Source organism: Vibrio crassostreae, from assembly GCF_041439375.1.
GTDB classification, from domain to species: domain Bacteria; phylum Pseudomonadota; class Gammaproteobacteria; order Enterobacterales; family Vibrionaceae; genus Vibrio; species Vibrio crassostreae_D.
This window is the reverse complement of the sequence record NZ_JBGONY010000001.1, coordinates 226,621-242,924: the sequence shown is the minus strand read 5'-3', so window position 1 is coordinate 242,924 and position 16,304 is coordinate 226,621. Positions and strand designations below refer to the sequence as shown.

The 16,304-nt window shown below is 44.9% G+C and carries 9 protein-coding genes; 4 read left to right on the top strand and 5 right to left on the bottom strand.

Annotated features, from left to right (window positions below; all coding sequences use genetic code 11):
• Positions 1–710: 710 nt before the first annotated feature.
• The 4 genes from ACED45_RS01100 to hemL form a co-directional block, all read right to left on the bottom strand.
• Positions 711–4,100, bottom strand: coding sequence for a response regulator (locus ACED45_RS01100; protein WP_371713158.1), 3,390 nt, complete (start codon positions 4,098–4,100; stop codon positions 711–713).
• 216 nt (positions 4,101–4,316) lie between these two features.
• Positions 4,317–5,339, bottom strand: coding sequence for a 16S rRNA (guanine(1207)-N(2))-methyltransferase RsmC (gene rsmC / locus ACED45_RS01095; protein ID WP_102433056.1), 1,023 nt, complete (start codon positions 5,337–5,339; stop codon positions 4,317–4,319).
• 110 nt (positions 5,340–5,449) lie between these two features.
• Positions 5,450–6,535: an AI-2E family transporter gene (locus ACED45_RS01090; RefSeq protein ID WP_371713157.1), complete on the bottom strand. Its 1,086-nt coding sequence runs from the start codon at positions 6,533–6,535 to the stop codon at positions 5,450–5,452.
• Positions 6,536–6,878: 343 nt separating this feature from the next.
• Positions 6,879–8,174, bottom strand: coding sequence for a glutamate-1-semialdehyde 2,1-aminomutase (gene hemL, locus ACED45_RS01085; protein ID WP_146490649.1), 1,296 nt, complete (start codon positions 8,172–8,174; stop codon positions 6,879–6,881).
• A 296-nt stretch (positions 8,175–8,470) separates the two neighbouring features.
• On the opposite strand from hemL, the gene erpA reads away from it, so the two are divergent.
• The 3 genes from erpA (at position 8,471) to ACED45_RS01070 (ending at position 13,376) form a co-directional block, all read left to right on the top strand.
• Entirely contained in the window at positions 8,471–8,812 is a 342-nt protein-coding gene (gene erpA / locus ACED45_RS01080; RefSeq protein WP_004734539.1) for an iron-sulfur cluster insertion protein ErpA, read from the top strand.
• Between the two features lie 339 nt (positions 8,813–9,151).
• Positions 9,152–10,303 (top strand): efflux RND transporter periplasmic adaptor subunit, encoded by a 1,152-nt coding sequence (locus tag ACED45_RS01075; RefSeq protein WP_371713156.1) that lies wholly within the window; start codon positions 9,152–9,154, stop codon positions 10,301–10,303.
• On the top strand, positions 10,287–13,376 hold the full coding sequence (locus tag ACED45_RS01070; protein ID WP_371713155.1) for an efflux RND transporter permease subunit: 3,090 nt from the start codon (positions 10,287–10,289) through the stop codon (positions 13,374–13,376). Before ACED45_RS01075 ends, ACED45_RS01070 begins: the two co-directional genes overlap by 17 nt.
• 96 nt (positions 13,377–13,472) lie before the next feature.
• Here the strand turns inward: ACED45_RS01070 and ACED45_RS01065 are convergent, their stop codons facing one another.
• Positions 13,473–14,762, bottom strand: a complete 1,290-nt coding sequence (locus ACED45_RS01065) for a peptidoglycan DD-metalloendopeptidase family protein (RefSeq protein ID WP_371713154.1) — start codon at positions 14,760–14,762, stop codon at positions 13,473–13,475.
• A gap of 129 nt (positions 14,763–14,891) precedes the next feature.
• Between ACED45_RS01065 and tyrS the strand changes: the two genes are divergently transcribed.
• Positions 14,892–16,079 carry a tyrosine--tRNA ligase gene (gene tyrS, locus ACED45_RS01060; RefSeq protein ID WP_102504340.1) on the top strand — a complete coding sequence of 396 codons (1,188 nt, stop codon included), beginning with the start codon at positions 14,892–14,894 and terminating at the stop codon, positions 16,077–16,079.
• Positions 16,080–16,304: the final 225 nt, after the last annotated feature.

The following is a 16,304-nucleotide window of genomic DNA, read 5'->3' as shown; positions in this document are numbered from 1 at the left end:
CTGTTCCTTACTATTTGCTTTCATTTCACTAATGGATTGAATGTTATCTGTCGCTAAATTGTTTAGTAGATACACACTCTGGTTAAAGGCCTACCTCTTCTTCGTTGCTCCAGATTCATCGTTGATTCTGAGAAGTGGTAAGAGTGGCCTGTAGGCCTTTGGCAGGAGTAAGAAAACACCTTATCGATGAATTAATCAAACTCGTTTCCCGTCAAAAACGTTAAAATTAGATAATCCCACGTCATTAACGTCAAAATGGGTTGCTTTGGTGGTTTTTTGTGCGTAATTGTTAAGGTGATGTGACTCGCATTTGGTTTTGTGGTAATTGTTGATTGTAAGTGGTCACTAACTTTAAAGGCTTTTTATTATAATGCTTTACCATGCGTTGGTATAATTGTAGATCTCGGTCACTTACCAGTTTTACGTTAAATTTCCCTAGAAAATTAAATCTGCCGTTCTGTTGTGACTCGCTTCTCAAACTGCAACAAAGAGTCGGAGGAATGTGAAATTCAGCCAAGAATAGGACTCAAAATAGCGATTGGATTGGTGATTGTTTAAGCTTGAGTAACGTGTCATTTTGCTTGTTTAAAGCAGTGAAAAAAGTGTATTTGGATTGACGATATTGTGCTTTGAGTGAGAAAAGTACGTACAAAAAAAGCCCACGCTAGGTGGGCTCCATTACTCTAAGTATCGTGATGTTGGTTCAGGGATTAACTGGTCAGTAGTTTCTGAAGCTTATCTCTTAGCATCTCAATATGCGTCCTTTCTGGCGTCTGTTCTTTACAGTGTTCCAGTATGAATTCGATTGAGCTCAGTACCGTTCGCCAGCGAGGCGTTTTCGGTAGCGTTTCTACGCGTAGATATTTGTCTAGCGTTCGCGTTTGTAGCGTACTGCGGTCTAAGTAGACCCGCCACAAACCACTTTTCTCTGCGAAAGCAAACTTGGTTTCACCAGTCACCGATTCCCAGTAGATGATGGCATTCGTCATCGCATCGACCAGCACCTCGCGCATCAACTCTTGCTTGTTTTTACCTTCACCGGTTGCCTTGTCAGCAAGACGAGTAAATTCTCCGCCAAGCTCTTTCAGTTGCTGCAACTTATCTTTGTCGCCTTCAAAGGCATAACTAGAGAGAGCCTCAACCGCTGTTTCAAGGTTATTGATTCGGTTGGAGTTAACACCACCACCTACATTGAAGATATACATGGTGTCGAGCCCTGAACCTTCAGGCAGCTTAAGGATGTCACTTGGTATGCGCTGACGTGTGTCATCTATATAGATATCAATGTCACCGCAGTAGTGGGCTTGTTCTACCTTGAGGTATTTAGGCGCAATGATCTCGTCGGCCATAGAGCGCTTAAGTTGTTCCTGTCCGCGTCTGAATAGTTTTGCCGCCGCTTCGTTGGCAAAGCGAATACGTTGGTCATCACGAATACAGATGATGGCTTCAGGTGCCGATTCTAGTTGCTCTAATAAGCGCCCTTGAGTTTCTAACAAGTTAGCTTCAACCATAGCTCTGTGTTTGAGCTCGAGTTGCAGTTGGTCATTTTCAAGGCGTCTCTGTTCGGCTTTACTTGCTGATAGATGCGCTGTAATTCGAGCCGCCAGTTCTTGTTTGTTGAACGGTTTAGACAAGTAGTCATTGGCACCTGCTTCGAAACCTCGAACACGGTCTTCTGCCTGGTTGAGTGCCGTTAGCATGATGATTGGCAATTGAGCATGGTCATATTGCTTTCTCAGAGCTTCACAAACCTGATAGCCGCTCATACCTGGCATCATGATATCGAGCAGAAGCAGCTCTGGCTTCTCTTTTTCAATCAGTTCAATGGTTTCCGGACCATCACATGCAGTACGTACTCGATAACCTTCTAATTTCAAGAAGCTGTCTAATACTCGCAGGTTCACCGGCTCATCATCGGCGATAACCAGTAACTGGCCATCTGGGTTCTCACTGATAACACTGTTTTCTTGTTGGCTGTTATCAATTAAATCCGGCGCTTGGAAGTGCGAGTAGTGACCGGATTCGTTGTAACTGTCCAGCTCATCTTGAGTCGCTAGGGGCAGGGTAAAGCTAAACGTAGTGCCAAGCATTGGTTGGCTACTTACGTACAGTGAACCGCCCATTAACTCAATTAACTGACGACTGATCGATAATCCAAGCCCTGCACCTTGGCGATAGTTACTCGCATCTTGGCCAGCTTGAATCAATGGCTCAAAGATGTGCTCAAGGTACTCGGCCGGTATACCTTGGCCAGTATCTACAACTTGTACACGAATGTTGTCATCGATAACGCTGGCAGAGATAACAATCTTACCTTCTGAAGTGTACTTGATAGCGTTACCGACCAAGTTATACATCACTTGCTCAAGTCGTTGAGGATCCGATGAAACCAGCCCTAAATCACTTGGGACTTGGTTAATGATGCGGATTGGTTTATTGCCCAATAGATGATGAGATAACTCTAGGACCAAGCTGGTGGCTGCAGATAAATCAACAGCTGATTTCTTAATGTCTAAGCTGCCATAGCGCATCTTGTGATAATCAAGCAGATCATCAACCAAGGTTGCTAATCGCTGACCGCTATTGATGATGATATCCAACTGATACTTCTGGTTAGCAGGGATGGGGCCATTCGCACCGGATATCAGCGCTTCAGCAATACCCACCATGCCATGCAGTGGTGTTCTCAATTCGTGTGAAGTAGTAGCTAGGAACTCATCTTTAAGTTTGTTCGCCAGTTGCAACTCTTCGTTTTGCTTTTGAATTGTCTTAAGGTTGTCTTCAAGTTCATCGTTTTGGTTTTTGATGAGCTGCATTTTTTCACGAATCGAGCGCTGCATTCTCTCGAAGCTCACCGCGAGCCGGCCTATTTCATCTTTGCGTTCGGTATTGATCATGGTTTCATCGAGATCACCCGCAGATACTTTCTCGGCAGCCCACGTCAGTTTGAGTAGTGGGGATGTGATGAAGTTAGACAGATAGTGCGATGCAACGACTACCAGAATGATCGCCGTTAGCATCACGATCACGAAGATCTTTTCTAACTGATGAATACGAGCAAACGCCTCTTTTTCTGGCAGCTCTACGACAAGAGCCCATGTTGCGTATTTCAGCTCAATTGGTGTATATGCTGCGATGATCGCTTGATCTAGGGTGTTGTCGAAGGTGCCAACCGCTGTTTCGCCAGCCAATGCTTTATCGACAACATCTAAGCTCAAGTTGATAGATTCTTGTGAATGAGCAAGGCTACGCGGCAGGTGATCATCACCTACAAGCAGCGTTTGAATATTCGAACTCTTGTTGAGATCCGCAATCAGCTTAGTAATGCCGTTGATAGGTAATCTAAACATCGCGTAACTGTGTAGGTAGCCCTGTTGAACGATAGGTGCACCTAGCCATGCGGTCTGTTTACCGTTCTCGTCTTTAAAGTCCGAGACAATAACAGGCGTGTAATCCTCATTAGACTTACGGCGATCGGTGACATCTTTAGCGAGCCGTTGAAAGGTAACGCCTAGGTTTGAATCTTTGTATTTACCTGTCAGCAAGTTAGTGCCGTAATCGTCATTTTTAAAGACGGAGTAAGCAACGTTACCGTTAATATCAACCAATAGAATATCGTCAAAATCGGAGCGTTTAAGCAACTCTAGGTAAGCGTTATGGTAGCGCTTGTGCAGTAGGCGGTAACGCTCACTGCCAATGAAGCTACTGGATTCAGGAAGAATCGATGTTTTGATTTGATCGCCCGATCCTTGAATGTAGCGTTGCTGCGCATTACTGCGTGCTTCGTCAATATCTAACCCTAGACGTTGGAATGCATTGATCAAACCATAGAATCGGCCGCCACTGGCATTGGCTAGTTCAGAGCGAACAAAGCCCATCACTTGGGATTCTTGAGCTTGTAGGTAGTCGACAATCTGTTGCTGCTTAGTATCACGGACTGAAACAAGGTGTGAGGTGCTTTGTTCCTGAAGGTCCTGACTGTGCGATTGAAGGAAAAAGATCGCGATAAGTGTCACTGGGGTAATACTGAGGACAAGAAATGCCAGCATTAGGGTATTTTGAAGGCGCTTAAACTTCTGCTTACGATAAAATCTAAACATAAATTGGGTACTACTTTCCTTTGATGTACTGCTAAAAGGGGCGAAAACAAGTACAGAGAATAGAATTAATGGTTTCCAATTTAACGAAATTAACGAGTTTTTTTACTTTGACAAGTAAGTGGTATTTAAAGCGTGTGCAAAAGCTCACTTTTATAGAGTTTTGATAAAAATATGAACAGACAGCGCAGATAATGACACTGCGCTGTGCTAGAGATGCTACTTACTTGCGTGGTAGATCGCGAATTTGGTGGTCTTATTTAGAGTCGCGCATTTTCCAAACGCTTGCTCAATAATTGGGATGTATTTTAAGAAACTGTTTGCGACAATAATCATCTCACCAGAGCGCTTCAAATGCGTAGGGGCCTGAGCTAGTAAGGTCTCAGTCGCGCTATAGCTAGTGTCTAAACCTGAATGGAATGGTGGGTTACTGATGATGAATTGGTAGTCTTGTGCTGTATCAGAATAGACATCTGACGCGAAGACTTTACCAGTTAAACCATTCGCTTCCAGTGTGGCTTGGCTTGATGCTACGGCAAATGCACTGATGTCGCACATTTCTAGCTCAATATCTGGGTTACGAGATGCCATAACCGCACCTAACACGCCTGCACCACAACCAAAATCCAGTACCTTGCCTTTTAGTTTTGGCAGAGTATCCAACAGAAGTTGGCTACCGACATCGAATTGACCGTGACTGAAGACGCCAGGAAGGCTTTTTACCGTCAGAGGTTGTTCATCAATGTTAACCGTGTAGGTCTTAAACCAGTCTTGCAGGTTGAACGCTTGTGGTTGCTCGAAGCATTGACCCCAGTAGAAAGAGCAGCGACGTGCTGAATCGTATTTAACGACTTTGCCGTAAGGCGCAAACATCTTCTCGATGCTTTTCACGCCTGAGCGGTTCTCACCAACCACGACGATTTCGGTATCTTTGCCTAGCTTAGCAAATAACATCGCCAACAGAAATTCCGCTTCCGCTTTGGCTTTCGGCCAGTAGAGCATCACTAAGTCAGCTTTGGTCTCTTCGGTAAACTCAGCACCGTAAAAACGTTGGATGCTGCTATAACCTTCAAGCTGACGGTAGTAGCTGTAATTAGAGGTGAACACAGAGACAGATTCACAATGCTTGGCTAATTCAACAGGGAATAAGTCTTCAGCCTCACCGGCAACTAAAACATGTTTGCCTTCAAAGTAGGCAAGTTGGCGCTCAGCAATCTGGCTTGGGGCAATATAAGCTGACATAGGACACTCTATTGAATCGTTAGCAAAAAATGAGGGCGGATTTTCGCATAATCCGCCCAAAGCTTGAAGTGTTTAATACTCGTTCGGCAAGTAAGTGATTGAAGAGCACTTTAACTCTTGTCTTGCTGATTTAAAAAGTCCTTAAACTCTTCATCGTAGATGTTGAATAGGACGATAGTAATCGCAAAAATCAGCGGGCCGTAGATAAGACCAATTAGGCCAAACAGTTGAATACCCCCCAGCAGTGAGAAGAAAATCATTAGGGTGTTCATGCCTGCGCTGCCTTGCATTAGAAGCGGACGCAGAAGGTTGTCAATTGATCCAACAATTGCCACGCAGTAAACCGTTAGGAAAATTGCCCATGTGGTATCACCAGTTAGGAACAAGTAGGTCGCCGCGGGGATCCAGATTAGTGCTGTTCCCACAACAGGGATGAATGAGGCAAAGCCCATCATAGTGCCCCAGAATAGGCCTGGGAAACCTGCAATCCACATACCTAAACCGCCGGCAAAACCTTGCGCGATTGCTGTTAAGAATGAGCCCATTACTGCTGATTTCGATACTTGTTCTATCTCTGTTAGAAGCTTGTCTTCTTGGCTACGAGATAGCGGAAGAATATGACGAACCACACTTATGATTTTGTCGTGATCTCTTAATAAGAAGAACAGAACAAACAACATCAAGAAGAAGTCCATTAAGAAATTGGTCGCGTCACCTAAGATTTTCGCACTGATACCAACTAGCTTAGAACCAAAGCTGGTCGCAAACTCACCGACTTTTTGTGCGATGGCTTGTGGTTCGATATTGTCGAAAGGCAGGTAGTTGTTCACGAATGACAGCGCTTTGACCACCAATGGGTGTGCGAACAGAGTTTGAATGCCGCCGTGTGTTACCCATTGGTAGGTGTTTTGAGAGAACAGGGAACCTTGCTGAACAATTGCTGCGAATACTGTCAATAAAGGGATAACAATAATGAAAGTCAGGATGATACAAGACAGCAACGAGACGATGTTTTCTTTATTCGGAATCTTCTTTTCAAGCCACTCGTGGATCGGGAACATCAACAGTGAAATGATGAAAGCCATCACAATTGAATTAACGTACGGCTCGATAAGCAGGTAACAAGCATAAGCAGCCGCAAGTAAGGCTATGATGATCACCCAGTGACTGGAATTGATTTTAATTTTTTCTGACACGGTAATGGTCTCTATATTTGCGTTCTAAGTTTATAATGGCTGCAAAACAGAGAGTTAGCAATGAGGAGTTTTGATAATGGGATGCTGTAATAAAGATAAGAAATGCCAAGATGAACAACAGCAAACAAAAAAAGAGATCCCTTGGTTCAGAATGTTCCTAGGTACCTTGATGCTGTTGGTTTTTCTTTTTTGGGAACGTTAGGTGTTTTTAGTTCAATTTTGGTCTTAGTTGGCTGATAGGCAAGCTGCCATATTCACAGTTGATGAACGTGGCGTACAAAAAAGGGCCGCACCTAATGCAGCCCTAAATTCAATCAGTTAGCGACTTATAAAGTGCTTTCGATTATTTGCTTTCAGCTGCAATGATCGCAAGAGAGCGGTCTGCGGCTTCTAGTGTTGCATCAAGTTCTTTTGAACCGTGAGCAAGAGAAGTAAAGCTTGCTTCGAATGCTGAAGGTGCAAGGTAAACACCGTGATCTAACATTAGGTGGAAGAAGCGCTTGAAGCGTTCTACATCACACTTAGTTACATCTTCGTAGCACGTCACAGTTTCTTGATCTGTAAAGAAGAAACCAAACATACCACCAACTTGGTGAACTAGCATTGGGATGCCGTGTTTGTCAGCAAGTTGCTTGAAGCCATTTGCTAATTGCTTAGTTTTTGAAGCTAGACGCTTTTCGTTGCCTTCTTCTCTTAGAAGGTTCAAACACGCGTAGCCAGCAGCCATTGCAACAGGGTTACCTGAAAGAGTACCCGCTTGGTAAACTGGGCCTGTAGGTGCGATGTATTGCATCACTTCTTTGCGACCACCGAAAGCACCCACTGGCATGCCGCCGCCGATTACTTTACCAAGACACGTTAGATCTGGCTTGATGTTGTAGTAAGCCTGCGCACAACCTTCAGCAACGCGGAAACCTGTCATTACTTCATCAAAGATTAGCAATGCACCTTCTTGGTCACAGATTTCACGTAGACCTTCGTGGAAGCCTTCTACAGGAGGGATACAGTTCATGTTGCCCGCGACTGGCTCAACGATGATACAAGCGATCTCGCCTTTATTTGCTGCGAAGATTTCACGTACTGAATCTAGATTGTTGAAGGTTGCTGTTAGCGTTAGTTTCGCAAAATCAGCCGGTACGCCTGGTGAGCTTGGCTGACCTAAAGTCAGTGCGCCAGAACCTGCTTTTACAAGTAGGCTGTCTGCGTGACCGTGGTAGCAGCCTTCAAACTTAAGAATTTTGTCACGACCAGTGAAGCCACGAGCTAGACGAATTGCACTCATTGTTGCTTCTGTGCCTGAGCTCACCATACGTAGCTGTTCCATTGATGGAACCATCTCAGAGACAAGTTCAGCCATTTTGATTTCAGTTTCGGTTGGAGCGCCGAAGCTAAGGCCACGTTGAGCTGCTGCAATAACAGCATCACGGATGACAACGTGGTTGTGACCAAGGATCATTGGCCCCCAAGAGCCAACGTAATCGATATACGCTTTACCATCAGCATCAAAAATAAGTGGGCCATCAGCGCGTTCAACGAAGATTGGAGAACCACCTACGCCATTGAATGCACGAACTGGAGAGTTTACGCCACCAGGAATAGTTTGCTGTGCTTTTTCGTACAGCTCTGCTGATTTGGTCATTGATATATCCTCTTTTGACTGTCGGACCAATTGGCACGCATTGTACCTATCCATAATCCAACTAGGAATGCTTTCGCTGATATAATCGCCCGAATCTGGTTGTTTTGTGTGGTTACACGTTTTAATTGCTCGATATTGACTACTTTACTGCACTAAAAGAGGCGATCCGGTGGTGAATACTTGAACGTTTCAGTCAGGTATTAGATAATCAGTAGAATATAAGAAAATACTCAACAACTATGGTCTCGAATTAGATTTGTATCATGTTGTTTTTGACACAGGTAAGAGAGGTTGTCGTGAGCGAAGTAAATATCCCATTGTCTTTTTCTGATGCAGCAGCTACCCGCGTACAAACGCTAATCGCTGAAGAAGAAAACCCAGAACTAAAACTGCGTGTATACATTACAGGTGGTGGTTGTAGTGGTTTCCAATACGGCTTCACATTTGATGAAAAAGTAAATGATGGCGACACTACGATTGTAAACAGCGGTGTAACGCTAGTTGTTGATCCAATGAGCCTACAATATCTAATGGGCGGCATGGTTGATTACACAGAAGGCCTAGAAGGCGCACGTTTCTTTGTGAACAACCCGAACGCTACAACAACATGTGGCTGTGGTGCTTCATTTAGCGTATAGCTTGAACAGAAAAAGTTGAAAGCTACATTAGAAACACTGCAAACGCCGAACCTATGTTCGGCGTTTTTGTGTTATAGACTCCTCAAAAAGCCGTAGTAAGTTAAACCTGACTGTCGACCGCTTGGCTTTTTCATCGAAATCAGTACTTACCTCGATATTTAACCTATTATTTTTCAAAGTATTTCCTTCATTTTTAGTACACGGCATATTTTTCAAACTGTCGATAGTGTCCAACTTCATTTGTCTTTGGTCTGTTAAGGTTACTCATGTGCATCAGGAAGTTGCACACGACGCGATTGAGCTAATTTACGCGCCTAATGCGCCAGAAAAGGATTTGCTATGCCCACTCTATTTTCTAATTCGCCATTTTTTCAGAAACTTAAGCAGCCGTGGTTGGTCTCTCTGACTTTGGTCATACTGCTTTCTATCTGGCTTGGTTTAGGTGTGGGACAAGCTGAAGAGTCGCCTGAGAAAAAAGCGACCGATATTCCATTGGCCAAGGTTTCCTACCAAACATTTATCTCATCACCCACCTTTAGAACCATTGATTTATACGGTCGAACAGCGCCAGATCGACATGCACGCCTAGGCGCAGAAGTTGCGGGAAAGATCGTCAGGCTGAATGTTGCCAAGGGGGATAGCGTTAAAGCAGGGCAAGCCATTGCTCAGATCGATAAAGGCGACTTGGAAATACAGTTAGAGCGGGCATCGGCTCTGTATCGCCTAAAGCAGAAAGAATTTAAAGCGGCGCAGTCACTGAAAAAAAGAGGGCTGCAAGGGGAAATTGCTTACACTACCGCTGAGGCCTCTTTAACTGAAGCGAAGGCTATGATGCGCAATGCGGAATTGGCGTTAAAGAATACTGTGATTACTTCACCTTTCTCGGGTGTGGTTCAAGATTTAATGGTCGAGCTCGGTGATTTTGTTGGTGTTGGCGATCCCGTTGCTAGTGTGATTGACCTCGACCCTCTGGTGATTGAAGCGGATGTCAGTGAGCGTCATATTCAGCATCTGTTAGTCAATCAAGAGGCATTGGTTCGTCTACTTGGCAGAGATGAAGTGGAAGGGCGATTGCGTTATGTGTCTCGAATCTCTTCAGCTTCTACTAATACCTTCCCAATCGAAATTGAAATCGATAACTCTGATGGCTTACTGCCTGCAGGTGTCAGCGCTGAAGTGAAGCTCAACCTCGAAACAAGGGATGCTATCAAAGTCACACCTGCGATGTTGGCTTTGGATGAGGCGGGTAACCTTGGGGTCAAAACGTTGGTTTCAGTCGATGACTCACCAGTTGTGAAATTTGTCGGTATTCAACTAGTGAAGGCAGAGCAAGATGGTGTGTGGCTCACAGGTTTAGGTCAACGGGTCGATATCATCACCGTCGGACAAGGGTTTGTACGTGATGGTGATTCGGTGATTGCGGTTGAGCAAGGTGCTGAACTCTCAAATACAGTAGCTGAGCAGGAGATAACTGATGTATTCAATTATTGATGCAGCCTTGTCTCGTGCTCGCACCATGCTTTCTCTGTTGGCGCTGATCTTGGTCGCAGGTGTTATTACTTATATCACGATACCTAAGGAGTCGAGCCCCGATATCACCATTCCAATTATCTACGTTTCAGTAGGGCACCAAGGGATCTCGCCAACCGATGCGGAGCGTTTAGTGGTACGCCCAATAGAACAAGAGCTTAGGTCGATTGAAGGCGTAAAAGAGATGACGGCAACCGCTGCAGAAGGCCACGCTTCTGTTGTGTTGGAGTTTAATGTTGGCGTCGATCTTACCAAAGCGATGGCTGATGTGCGTGACGCCGTTGATCTTGCTAAGCCAAAACTGCCAGAAGACAGTGATGAGCCGACGGTTAATGAGGTGACGCTCGCCTCTGAGCAACCTGTTCTGTCTGTGGTGTTATTCGGCACCGTTCCTGAACGTACTATTGTACAAATTGCCCGAGAGCTAGGAGATAAATTAGAGAGCTATCGCCAAATATTAGAGGTCGATATTGCCGGTGACAGAGAAGATATCGTTGAAATTATTGTTGATCCTCTATTGATGGAGAGCTACAGCCTAGATCAAGCCGATATCTATAATTTGATTGCATTGAATAATCGAGTGGTTGCTGCGGGTTTTGTCGATACGGGCTACGGTCGTTTCTCGGTCAAAGTCCCTTCGGTGTTTAACTCCTTAAAGGATGTGCTTGAGTTACCTATCAAAGTGGATGGCAAACAGGTCGTTACTTTTGGTGATGTAGCCACAGTTCGTCGAGCGTTTCGAGATCCGGAGAGCTTTGCGCGTTTAGATGGGAAATCTGCGGTGGTCTTGGATATCAAGAAGCGAGCGGGTGAGAACATCATTGAAACCGTAGAGCTGGTGAAAGCGGTAATGGCTGGGGCTCAGCAGCAAGCTGAGTGGCCAAACAATCTGTTGGTTAAATACACTTGGGATGAATCGAAAGATGTGAAGATCATGCTCAATGATCTGCAAAACAACATCTTATCCGCCATCATTCTGGTGGTGATCGTAATCATCGCGATTCTTGGCGTGCGTACTGCTTTGTTAGTCGGCATCTCAATTCCTGGCTCATTCCTCACCGGATTATTGGTTCTCTCAGTATTTGGGTTAACCGTTAACATTGTAGTGCTGTTCTCTTTGATTATGGCGGTGGGGATGTTGGTCGACGGCGCGATTGTGGTGACTGAATTTGCCGATAGGCGGATGCAAGAAGGGGAAGGGCGTAAAGCAGCCTATCGAGATGCGGCTAAGCGAATGGCATGGCCAATAACCGCATCAACGGCTACAACCTTGGCGGCGTTTGCTCCACTCCTGTTTTGGCCTGATGTAACAGGCGAATTCATGAAGTTCCTTCCATTAACTCTGATCGCTACGTTAACTGCCTCATTGATTATGGCGCTGTTGTTTGTGCCCGTGTTAGGTGGTTTGATTGGCAAACCGCAATACGTCTCGTCTCAGAGCCAAGCTCGAATGGTGGCTTTGCATAATGGGGATTTCTCACAGGCGACAGGCTTAACCAAGGCGTATTACCACACACTTTCTATTGCGATTAAGCATCCCTTTAAGATTCTTTGTAGTGCGATACTGCTCGCGGTTGCGGTTGGTTTCACGTATTCAAAAGCGGGGCTCGGTGCTGAGTTCTTCCCTGAAGTTGATCCGCCATTCTTTAATGTCAAAGTTCGCTCTCATGGCGATCTTTCTATTCAAGAAAAAGATGACATCATGCGCGATATTGAACAGATGATGCTGAATCATGATGAGTTCGATACCGTTTATACGCGAACCGGTGGTGACGACCAGATTGGTTTGATTTCGATAACGCCCGTCGATTGGCAATACCGCCGCAGTGTTAAAGCGATCATTGATGAATTAAAGGTGCAAACCGATCAATACGCTGGTGTCGAGATTGAATACAAGTTCCCTGATGCAGGACCTCCGGTTGAAAATGACTTGGTCATCGAGCTTTCTGCTAAAACACCTGAGCAACTTAATCAGGCCGCAAAAATTGTGAGAAACTGGGCTGATGGCAATCAAGCACTGACCAATATCAGCGACACTGCTAGTAAAGATGGCATCGATTGGAAAGTGGATATCCGCCGTGACGATGCCGCGCGTTTTGCAGCTGATGCCACCTTGGTAGGTAATACCGTTCAATTTGTAACGAATGGATTAAAGATTGGTGATTATCTTCCTGATGACTCAGCAGAAGAAGTCGATATCTTGGTGCGTTATCCGAATGATAAAAGGGATATCGGACGCTTCGACCAGCTTAGGGTGAAAACGCCAGCAGGCCTAGTTCCGATAACTAATTTTGCTCAGATCGTTCCAGACCACAAGCAAGACACCATCAAACGCCTTGATGGTAAGCGAGTCGTCAACATCATGGCAGATATGGAAGAAGGGTATAACCTTGCTCTCGAGCTACCAAAGATCGAGCAGGCGCTAGGTGAATTAGGGCTTCCGGATAGCGTTGACTTTCGTATTCGTGGTCAAAATGAAGAGCAGGAGAACTCGTCAGCCTTTTTGCAAAGTGCATTCTTAGTAGCACTAGCGGTCATGGCTTTGATTCTTATCACCCAGTTCAATAGCTTCTATCAAGCGTTTTTGATTCTTAGTGCGGTGTTGTTTTCGACGGTAGGTGTATTTGTTGGTTTGCTTATCTTCCAGCGCCCGTTTGGCATCGTGATGTCTGGTATTGGAGTGATTGCACTGGCAGGTATAGTGGTGAACAACAATATCGTGCTGATCGACACCTATAACCAGCTAATCAAAAGAGGCTTGGATAAGCGAGATGCGATTCTAAGAACCGGTGTTCAACGTTTAAGACCTGTAATGCTGACTACGGTCACGACTATCTTAGGTTTAATGCCGATGGTATTAGAGATGAACATCGACTTGATTAATCAAAAGATAGAATTTGGCGCACCGAGCACGCAGTGGTGGTCGCAACTCGCTACGGCAATTGCAGGAGGTTTGGCATTCGCGACAGTATTGACCTTAGTACTGACGCCTTGTCTATTAATGCTAGGGCGAGACAAGAAGCCTGAAAAATAGTAGATGCAGTGGTTCTATGAACATAAAAAAGAGCGCCTTGGTGGGCGCTCTTTTCGTTAGTTTATATGGTTCTTGACCTAATTATTCGCTAGTAACTTAATTAGTCGCGAGTAACTGACCGTATCGCTCAAGGTTATTCAATCGAATCTCTGAGTTCGCAATAAATGTTGCTTTTGCTTTACCCGTTAACGACTTAGATTGAGGCAATTTCACGGTACGCGCATTCTTATGTACGCCATTAACCAAGAATTCATAGTGTAAGTGCGGGCCAGTTACACGACCTGTGCCACCCAAAGTACCAATGGTTTGGCCTTGTTTTACGCGCTGACCTGTTTTCACCATACGTCGCTTCATGTGCAGATACTTGGTGATGTAGGTGTTGCTGTGGCGGATAAACACGTAGTTACCATTGAATTGGTTGTAACCCGACTTCTGAACAATACCCTCACCGGCTGCCCAGATAGGCGTGCCAACAGGAGCTGCGTAGTCAGTACCTCGGTGAGCGCGAACCTTACCGGTTACTGGGTGTTTCCTAGTAGGGTTAAAGTTCGATGTTACGCGACGAAAATCAATCGGTGAGCGCAAGAACGCCTTCTTCATGGCTCGACCATTTTCATCGAAGTAGTTGCCGCTCTTATCATCTAATACCGCGGTAAATGAATCGCCTTGGTTTTTGAATACGGCTGCCATGATCTTACCACGACCAACCACTTCACCTTCAACCACTTTCTCTTGGTATAAGATTTTGAAGCTGTCGTTCTTACGAATATCTAACGCAAAGTCGATATCCCAACCAAAGATGCCCGCCAGTTCCATAATTTGGTTTGCGGTTAAACCTGCGCTGACACCTGCATTCCAGAAATTAGAGGTGATGTTGGCTTCGGCATAATTGTATTGGTAGGCTACTTCTTTTTTGTCGAAGCTAGAAGAGAATGAATCGCCAGACTTAGTGATCTTGAAGCTTTCAAACGCGCTAAGTTGTCGTTTTAGCTGAATAAGGTCGTTGTTTTCATCGAAGCCGAACTGCAATACATCGCCAGGTCTTAGGTTAGACAGCTGCTTCTTAATATCATTATTGGTATTGAGTAGCGTGATCAGCAGGCGGTATGAAAGGCCAATACGTTCAAATAAAACAGAGGTGCTTTCGCCAGAGCGAACGGTGTATTTCTCCCAATTGAGCACAGCCGTCGGTGGAGCGTCACTTGAGTTAATAAGCGCAGAGGCATTGATTGTCAGTGGGTAATGTTTTCCCACAACTAAAGCGCCCGAATCGTCACGCAAACTGTTGACGTCGGGGAGTAAGAAAATCGCGACGAAAATTACGGCACTAAAAAATGCGATAAAAGCCCGGTGCAAAATAGGAAGGCGTGCAAAAATAGACAACATGTTCCGGTTCGTTCTGTAAATATTATGAAAATCGACGACGGAATAGTGTAACTGGTTTCAAAATACATCGCTATTCAAGTAAGATGTCTAATTATTATATTTTTGCCAAATCTGTGGGAGTGAACAAGAATGGCGAGTATTGAAGCTGCATTAGCCGAGATCAAACGTGGCGTAGAAGAACTGATTCCAGAAGACGAACTGATTGCTAAATTAAAAGAAGGTCGTCCTTTACGCATTAAGCTGGGTGCCGATCCAACTGCTCCAGATATCCACCTAGGCCATACGGTTATCTTTAACAAGCTTCGTGCTTTCCAAGAGCTTGGTCATGAAGTGACATTCCTTATTGGTGATTTCACTGCAATGGTTGGTGATCCATCAGGTAAGAACTCAACGCGTCCACCGCTAAGCCGTGAAGACGTATTGAAGAATGCTGAAACTTACAAAGAGCAAGTATTCAAGATTCTAGACCCTGCGAAAACGCAAATTCGTTTCAACTCTGAGTGGCTATCTGAGCTTGGTGCTGAAGGCATGATTCGTCTTGCTTCTAACCAAACTGTTGCTCGTATGCTTGAGCGTGATGACTTTAAAAAGCGTTATGCTGGTGGTCAACCGATCGCTATCCACGAATTCATGTACCCACTTCTACAAGGTCACGACTCTGTTGCATTAGAGAGCGACGTTGAGCTTGGCGGTACTGACCAGAAGTTTAACCTTCTAATGGGTCGTGAACTGCAAAAAGCAGCAGGTCAAAAACCACAAGCGGTACTGATGATGCCATTACTTGTAGGTCTAGACGGCGTTAAGAAGATGTCTAAGTCTGCGCACAACTACATCGGTATTAGCGAAGCACCAAGCGAGATGTTTGGTAAGATCATGTCTATCTCTGACGATCTAATGTGGAGCTACTACGAGCTACTGTCTTTCCGTCCACTTGAAGAAGTTGCGGAACTGAAAGCTGGCGTTCAGGCGGGCAAAAACCCTCGTGACGTTAAAGTACTTCTAGCGAAAGAGATCATTGCTCGTTTCCACAGTGAAGCGGATGCAGAAGCGGCTGAGCAAGAGTTCGTTAACCGTTTTGCTAAGAACCAAGTTCCTGATGAAATGCCTGAATTTGAATTCGAAGCCGGCCTACCGATTGCGAACGTTCTAAAAGAAGCGGGTCTTGTAAACTCTACTTCTGATGCGATGCGTATGATCAAGCAAGGCGCTGCTAAGCTTGAAGGCGAGAAGATTGAAGACAGCAAATTCGTACCTGAAGCTGGTACTGCAGTTTACCAAGTAGGTAAGCGTAAGTTTGCTCGTATTACTATCAAGTAATATTAAATCTCAATGATTTAACGAAAAGGCATCTACGGATGCCTTTTTTTATTGCCCCTATTTATTGACAGGAATTTGACGAAGTTTTTGAACGGCTATTGCTACACTATGCGCGCTGTCATATTGACAGTAATTCTGGAGATTTTTATGAACAATACCGACCATCCTCCTAGTTTGAATGGAGAAGAATAACCCGTCTCGGTATTGATCTATTGTCCTGCCGTT